The organism is Mesorhizobium sp. M7A.T.Ca.US.000.02.2.1, assembly GCF_003996995.1.
GTDB lineage: Bacteria > Pseudomonadota > Alphaproteobacteria > Rhizobiales > Rhizobiaceae > Mesorhizobium.
Genome location: NZ_RZTT01000318.1, coordinates 1 through 7,154 on the forward strand (window position 1 = coordinate 1; position 7,154 = coordinate 7,154).

Sequence of the window (7,154 nt, forward strand, 5' to 3'; positions counted from 1 at the left end):
CAAAGGAACCGCCTGGCTTGCGAACGCGCCAGATCTCCTTGCCGGCCAGAGCCTGCGTTTCCAGATTGTCGACATCGACAAGCACGATGGGGGTGCCGTTTCCGGTCAGCCGATCGAACGCCGCCGACCGCGATGCCGACTGCAGCGTCGCAAGGTCGACCAGCCCCGAGCTCAGCGCCGTCTGCCGCGACAGATGGATCAGCAAATCCGACTCATCCATCGGCGTCGTCGGGTGGCGGCTCATCACCGGGTGGCGGTCGATGCGGAAATATTGGTCGCGATAGGCGGCGAACAGGTGCCCGAAGGCGGTGTAGCGCTTGAGCTGCGGCGCGCCGACCAGCAGCGGCACGCTGGCTTGCGCGAACACCGAGCGGCCGATCTCGATGGCCCGGCCGATGCTGCCGATCGTCGGGCTGGAATCGAAGGTCGAGCAGACCTTGTAGTGGCAAATCTCGGCATTCAGTGTCTTCAGCCAGGCAAAGGCATCGCGCAGATATGTGTCCATCCATCGCGGTGTCTCGCTGCGGCTGGTGCCGGCGAGGCCGATCGCCCGGCAATGGGCAAATCGTGAAAGCAAGGCATCGTCCGGCTGGCGCATGAACAGCACGGTCGGCACACCACCGAGCTCGAGCGCCTCCATCACATCGGTCGAGCCGGTCAGGTCGTCGCCGTAATAGCTGAGAAGCAGGTCCTGCATCGTCTCAGGCTGCCTTGCCGTCGCCGAATTTTTCGATCGACCGCGCCAGTTCGGGATGGTTCAGGGCGAAGTCCGCCAGCGGAATGCCGTCGACCGCCGCTTGCCAGGCTTGCTGCACGGCACGCACGCCGGCGCCCGGCCCGTCCGGATGGCTGACGATGCCGCCGCCGCAGAGATAGAGAAGATCGACCGTCCGGCCGGTCCGCGCATATGTCTCAGGAGCCTGGCCGCCCCACTGGCCAGAGCCCGCCACCGGCAAGGCGCAGTCCTCGGGTGAAAAGATCGGTGTCGTCACCGCCTTGAACGATTCGACGAAAGAGTCATCCGGTTCCCAGTATTTCGAGGCGATGCCGTTGATCTGGAATTGGTCGACGCCGAGCAGTCGCCAGAATTGCTGCCAGACCTTGAAGTCCATGCCTAGCCCGGGGTGCCGGGTGAGGATGTCCCAACCGTTGCGGTGAGCATGCAGCACCAGACTGGAGCGCTTCCTCAGGAACGCCATGCCACCGAAGCCGATCGAATTGATGTTGATAACAGCGCAATTGCCGCCAGCCTTCGCCACCATGTCGTGGTTGCGCATCATCTCATCGGGGTCGGCATGCGAGATGCCGAAGGCATACATCACCTTCTTGCCGGTCTTCTGCTCGTGGTCGAGGATCAGCGGCACGATCGCCTTCACTCGTTCCGACAGGGGCGAATAGGCCGGGCTCATCAGCTTCTCGTCGTCCTTGATGAAGTCGACACCGGCGGCGATCAGTTCCGCCACCATTGCCGCCGTCTCATGTGGCCGCAAGCCCAGCGCCGGCTTGACGATGGTGCCGATGATCGGACGATCCGTCACATTGGTCAGCCAACGGCTGCCGGCGACACCGAACTGGGGGCCGGGATGCGCGCCGCGATACTCCTCCGGCAATTTCATGTCGACGATGCGAATCCCGGTGAGGCCCTTGATCGAATAGGTGCCGCCGATGGCAATGGTCATCAGTGCCGAAAGGTCGGTGCCGATGGCATCGAATGGAAAGGCGATATCGACATCGGCGCGCCTGAACGGCCCGTTGCCGCTGTCGGGAAGCGACGGCCGCTCGGCATCGGCCAGAGGCCGTATCGCCAGCACGCGCGCCGCCACCCGGGCTTTCAGTTCCTCGGTCTCGCCGGGCAGCGCGACGAAGGTGCCGGTCGACTGATCGCTGGCGATCTTGGCCGCCAGCGCTTCGATGCTTCCAGGCGTTTCGATGCGGTAGGTGAGGGTTATCATGGTCCGCTGTCTCAAGCCGAGGCGTTCGAAAAAGGTTCACTGGTGTTTCAAATCTGGTATAATGAGTACATAAGTATTGCAAGCCATATCCGGCAGCCGGATCGACAGACGGCAATTCCGGGAATTGTGGCGGCAGTGTTAGATAGGGCCGGGTCAAGGGAGTGATTCGCGACGATGAACCGTTCGGAACCGATTGTCCGGCGCAAGCTTTCCGATGAGGTCTTCTTGCGGCTGAAACGCCTCATTACCAGCGGCGAATTGATGCCGGGCGACGACATGCCTTCGGAACGCGAACTGATGGAGCGTTTCGAGGTCGGCAGGCCGGCGATTCGCGAGGCGATGCAGGCGCTGAGCAATATGGGCCTGGTCGCGATCTCGCATGGCGAGCGCGCCAAGGTGCTGCAGCTGACCGCCAAGTCGATCATCAAGCAGGTCGATGGCGCCGCCAAGATCATCCTGTCGTCGTCGAAGGACACGCTTGAGCACCTGAAGACCGCGCGCATCTTCTTCGAGCGCGGCATGGTCAGGGAAGCCGCCGAAAAGGCCACCGCCGAGGATGTGCAGCGGCTCAGGGCCACCGTTGCCGAACAGCGCGGCTTTCGCGGCGATTCCGAAGCCTTCATCTCCGCTGACATGAAGTTCCATACACAGATCGCCGCCATCTCCGGCAATCCGATCTATATTGCCGTCAGCGAGGCGATGCTGGGCTGGCTGAAGGAATACCACACCGAAATGCTGATCTGGACCGGCAAGGAAAAGTTCACGCTGACCGAGCACGAAGAGATCATCGGCCGCATCGAGAAAAAGGATGCCGACGGCGCCGAGAAGGCGATGATCAAGCATCTCGAACGCTCGCGCGCGCTCTATGTGATGAATTCTGAAAAATAATCTCGGCGGTTCAGCCGATCCGAAGGATCGCGTAAGGCGTCATTGCGACCTGGCCTCGGCCAAAAGCTGAAATGTCGACCTGCACGTCTTCCGCCGTCAGGTTCGCCAGCCACGCGATTGTCTTGCCCGAGGCGGAGCGCCCGGCCAGCGCCAGCACCTTGGTTTCATCGCTCGTCCTTGCCGACACATGCGCAAGGCCGGCCAGCTCGCAAAGCCCCTTGATGGGCTGGAAGATTGGCCGGTGTGATCCTTCCGCGACAGGTTCCCCTGATGAAGCGAGCACGCCGAAAGGTCCAGTGAAGCTGGAAAGTGTCAACATCTCCAGTCCGACCGGTGCGACACGCGCGGCATAGCCAATCGTCCATGCAGCAGCGAACTGACCGGTGTGGCGAGGATCGCTGTCGGCCATGGCAACGCGCTGTCCCCCGGGATTGGGCTTGGTCGCGCTGCCATAGGGGTTCTGGCGCATGGCAATCGTCGACGGGCCGATCCGATAGGGCTTTGCCCCGAAGATCGCCCGCGCCGATCGGGTGATGAAAGGCAGCGCCTCCAGCGATTGCATGATGCTGAGATCGTCGGCGGCATGCACGATCGGGCAAGTACAATGGGTGATGAAATCGAGCTGGTCCGCCGGCACGCGCTTGCGGTTGAGTTCGGTGAAGTAGCTGAACATGCCGCCGCCGAGGCGGATATCCGGAAAGGCGCGCCGCGCGGCCGCGTAAACATCCTCGAGCGGCGGACAGTCCGGCCACGCGCTGCCCGGCGGTGTCGACTGCCGGTCGACCGAAGGCGACAGGGCAATGGCCGAGAGTTTTAGCCCGGCCTGGCGCACCAGGTCGGCGACACCTGACATCTCGGCGTCAAGGTCGCCGGCGCACACAACGACGCATTCGAGGGTCGTTGCGGCAGCGTGGGCATTTGCGAGCCGGGCGAAAGCGCGCAAGGCGTCGAGCCCGTGGCCGCGCGTCGGATCGTAGTGAAACAGCAGCTGTTGTGGGCCGAGTGTCGTCAGCGTGGAGAGGTTCGCCAGCGCCGTCTCGACATCTTCGGGATAGATGACCACGCCGACATCCGGCAGCGTTGGCCCGGCTTCGCCGAGTTCGACGCGGACCGGTTCGCTGGCCACGGCGGCAGCCGGCGCTTTGCCTTCACCTGCGATGCGCAGGCTGATCGTCTGGCGCAGGGTTTGGCCGGCAGGCAGCACATAGGGCCAGGGCAGCGCCAGCGGTCGCACATAGGTCTTGTAGGAGGCGTCCGACCAGTTGCGCTGGTCCTCCATTTCGAAAGTATCGCCTTCCATCCGGCATTCGGCGGTGACGCCAGGCCGAACCTGATGGGTGATGGCGCGGATATCCTTGAAAGGCTGCCAGGGGTCTATCAGTTCGGGAAGCTTTGTCGCCTCCACGCTGCCGTCCGTATGCTCGACCTTGACCGGGCTGCCGGCGAGGTCGGCGATCGGGTGAAGGATGCAGAAGCCGCAGCGGTTGGTTTCGAAATCGCTCTCGGGAAGGGCGCTGGCCTCGAAGACCAGACGGCCATCGGCGGAGCCTTTGATGGTGGCGCGGAAGCCGAGCCGGGTTCCATCGGGGGCCAGGCAGCTTGCCGAATAGCTGACCGAAAAAGCGTCGGCAGCCTGGTCGATGATCAGGTCCGTCAAATTTGGCTCATAGGTGCCCCAGTCGCGGTCACGCACGATATAGGCGACGGCGCGCAGCACTTCGGTGCCGCCATGGCTGATGGTGCGTAGATTGCCGTTGACGAAGTCGGCGCTAAGCGCGCCCGCGCGCAGCCTGACCGGCTCGGCTTCGACCGTACGTGTGCCGTAGAGCAGGAAGGCATCGTCGGTCATTTCAGCAAGGCGTCGAGTTGCACCGGTTGCCGGCTCGCGGCACCGGCGTAAGCCGCCTCGACCAGCGCGAACGTTTTGAGATTGTCCGCTCCCGAGGTCGCCGGTTCGATCCTCTTTGCCAGGCAGTCTACCCAGTGCTGCTGGATGGCGACAACGCTTTCCTGGATGTTGTGCCAGGGACGCGACGCCCATGGCAGCAGCGGCGGCGAGACGTCGGTGACGACCGTGCCGTTCTTGCCGGTGACGGTCAGCCGGTATCCCTGCGCCAAGCGGATCGTGCCGTCGCTGCCATCGATCTCGATCAGCGTTTCGGGAAACGGCTCCGTGGCGAGCTTCGTCGCGTAGCTGCAGTCGACCACGGAGGTCGCGCCGCTCTTGTGGTCCATCAGCATGGTCGCCACATCCTCGCCCGCGATACTAGGATTGATGCGGGCGGTTCGCGTCGTGATGGTCGAGACGTCGCCGAGCAGGAAACGGGCGATGTCGAGGACATGGATGCCGAGGTCCTCGATGATGAAACGCTTTCCCGTCGCCAGATAGGGTTGGCCGGAAAACACGTCATAGGCGGAGCGGAAGGAGATGCGCCCGAAGAAAGACGTGCCGATCTCGCCGCTGTCGAGCACGGCGCGCATCGCCTGGATCGGCGACTGCCAGCGAAAATTCTCATGCACCATCAGCGGCACGCCTGCTTGTGCGCATGCCCGGACCATGGCCTTGGCGTCGGCCAGCGTCGGCGCGAATGGCTTTTGGCAGATCACCGGAACGCGATGAGCGGCCGCCATTTCGACAAGCGGACGATGGCTGGGCGCGGTGGTGGCGATATCGACGAAGTCGAGGCTTTCGCGGGCAAAAAGTTCCGCCGCATCGGTATAGCGCTTCGCAATGCCGAATTGGTCGCCGACGATCTTGAGCCGTTCCGGATCACGGTCGCAGATGGCGACGATCGAGGCGCCCGCAATGCCGCGCCAGGCGTGCATCTGGTTGACGGCAAAGAAGCCGCAGCCGATCAGCGCTCCACGCAACTCCGCCATGCTCAACCCGCCTTCGCCATCTGCATCAAGGTGACGCGCTGTTGAAGCCGGCGTTGTGCCTGGTCGACGACAACGGCGACGATGATGACGAGACCCTTGATCACCATCTGCCAAAACGAACTCACGCCCATCATCACCAACCCGTCCGAAAGAATGCCGATGACGAAGGCGCCGACGATGGTGCCGCCGATCGTGCCGCGCCCGCCCGACATCGAGGTACCGCCAAGCACCGCCGCCGCAATGGCGTTGAGCTCGAAACTTTCGCCTGTCGCCGGATGCGAAGCCATCAGCTCGGACGAGATGATCAGGCCGACGATCGCCGCGCAGAAACCGGAGAACATATAGACGAACATCTTCACCATGTTGACACGGACGCCCGAAATCCGCGACGCCCGTTCATTGCCGCCGACCGCGAAGATGTGGCGGCCGAGTGGCGTGTATTTGGCGAGATAGGCGGCTCCCAGCGCAACGACGATCAGGATCCAGATCGCCACCGGCAGGCCGAGCAGCCGGCCGGCGCCGAGGAAACCGAAGCCGGTGGTTCCCAGTTCCGGCTTGCCGACGAGGTTGGGGAAGGTGCGGCCGTCCGACGACAGCAGCGCCAGCCCGCGCGCGACATAGAGCACGCCGAGCGTGGCGATGAACGGTGCAACGTTCAGCCTGGTGATCAGCAATCCGTTGACGGCGCCGATCAATATGCCGACGGCCAGTGTGATCAGCGCGATCTCGAAGACGTTGAAATAGATGGTGTAGCCGATCTGCAGGTCGATGCCGTTGAGCACGAGATAGCCGGCCACCATACCGCACAGGCCGACGATCGAGCCGACCGAAAGGTCGATGCCGCCAGTGATGATGACGAAGGTCATGCCCATCGCCAGGAATGCGTTCAGCGCCACGTGCTTCGACATCAGGATCACATTGGCGGTCGATAGGAAATTCGGCGCCGCGATCGAGAAGAAGATCAGCACGGCGATCAGCGCGATGAACGTCCGAAGCTTCATCACGGTCAGCAGCACCGAGCCGCTGGAAGTGGAGGGAGCGGCCGCTTTGGCTGGGATGTCAGTCATGGGCGGTGCTCTCCGTGCGTGGGGTCGGTCCGTGGCCAAGCGCGGATGCAGCCACGAGTGCCGCCTCCGTCGCTTCGGCGCGATCGAACATGCCGGTCAGTTTTCCGTTGCTCATCACCGCGATGCGGTCGGACAGCGCCATCACCTCGTCGAGGTCGGAGGTGGCGAACAAAATCCCCAAACCGTCGCGGGACAGTTTGCGCATGGTGCGGAAGACGTCGGCCTTGGCGCCGACATCGATGCCTCGGCTGGGCTCGTCCATCAGCAGCACCTTGGGTTCGGTGAGCAGCGCCTTGCCGATCACCACTTTCTGCTGGTTGCCGCCCGACAGCGACAACACCTCCTGCGCAGGGTCGGCGACCTTGAT

Annotated in this window: 7 protein-coding genes; 1 reads left to right on the top strand and 6 read right to left on the bottom strand. The window is 63.3% G+C overall.

Going from position 1 to position 7,154, the window contains the following annotated elements:
• Together EOD15_RS24740 and oiaX are read right to left on the bottom strand one after the other, a co-directional pair.
• Positions 1 to 697: four-carbon acid sugar kinase family protein (locus EOD15_RS24740; protein WP_148129633.1), on the bottom strand; the 697-nt coding region annotated here is incomplete at its 3' end.
• Positions 698 to 701: 4 nt separating this feature from the next.
• Positions 702 to 1,952 (bottom strand): 3-oxo-isoapionate-4-phosphate decarboxylase OiaX, encoded by a 1,251-nt coding sequence (gene oiaX, locus EOD15_RS24745; protein ID WP_127318196.1) that lies wholly within the window; start codon positions 1,950 to 1,952, stop codon positions 702 to 704.
• Between the two features lie 174 nt (positions 1,953 to 2,126).
• Between oiaX and EOD15_RS24750 the strand changes: the two genes are divergently transcribed.
• Positions 2,127 to 2,840 carry a transcriptional regulator NanR gene (locus tag EOD15_RS24750; protein WP_127318194.1) on the top strand — a complete coding sequence of 238 codons (714 nt, stop codon included), beginning with the start codon at positions 2,127 to 2,129 and terminating at the stop codon, positions 2,838 to 2,840.
• A 10-nt stretch (positions 2,841 to 2,850) separates the two neighbouring features.
• Here EOD15_RS24750 and EOD15_RS24755 read toward each other — a convergent pair whose 3' ends face one another.
• The 4 genes from EOD15_RS24755 to EOD15_RS24770 all read right to left on the bottom strand — a co-directional run.
• Positions 2,851 to 4,689, bottom strand: a complete 1,839-nt coding sequence (locus tag EOD15_RS24755) for a hypothetical protein (RefSeq protein WP_127318192.1) — start codon at positions 4,687 to 4,689, stop codon at positions 2,851 to 2,853.
• Entirely contained in the window at positions 4,686 to 5,720 is a 1,035-nt protein-coding gene (locus EOD15_RS24760; RefSeq protein WP_127318190.1) for a Gfo/Idh/MocA family oxidoreductase, read from the bottom strand. The genes EOD15_RS24755 and EOD15_RS24760 overlap by 4 nt, the downstream gene beginning before the upstream one ends.
• A 2-nt stretch (positions 5,721 to 5,722) precedes the next feature.
• Positions 5,723 to 6,787 (bottom strand): ABC transporter permease, encoded by a 1,065-nt coding sequence (locus tag EOD15_RS24765; protein WP_127318188.1) that lies wholly within the window; start codon positions 6,785 to 6,787, stop codon positions 5,723 to 5,725.
• Positions 6,780 to 7,154 (bottom strand): ATP-binding cassette domain-containing protein (locus EOD15_RS24770; RefSeq protein WP_148129634.1); only part of this gene is annotated, 375 nt, incomplete at its 5' end. The genes EOD15_RS24765 and EOD15_RS24770, both read right to left, overlap by 8 nt.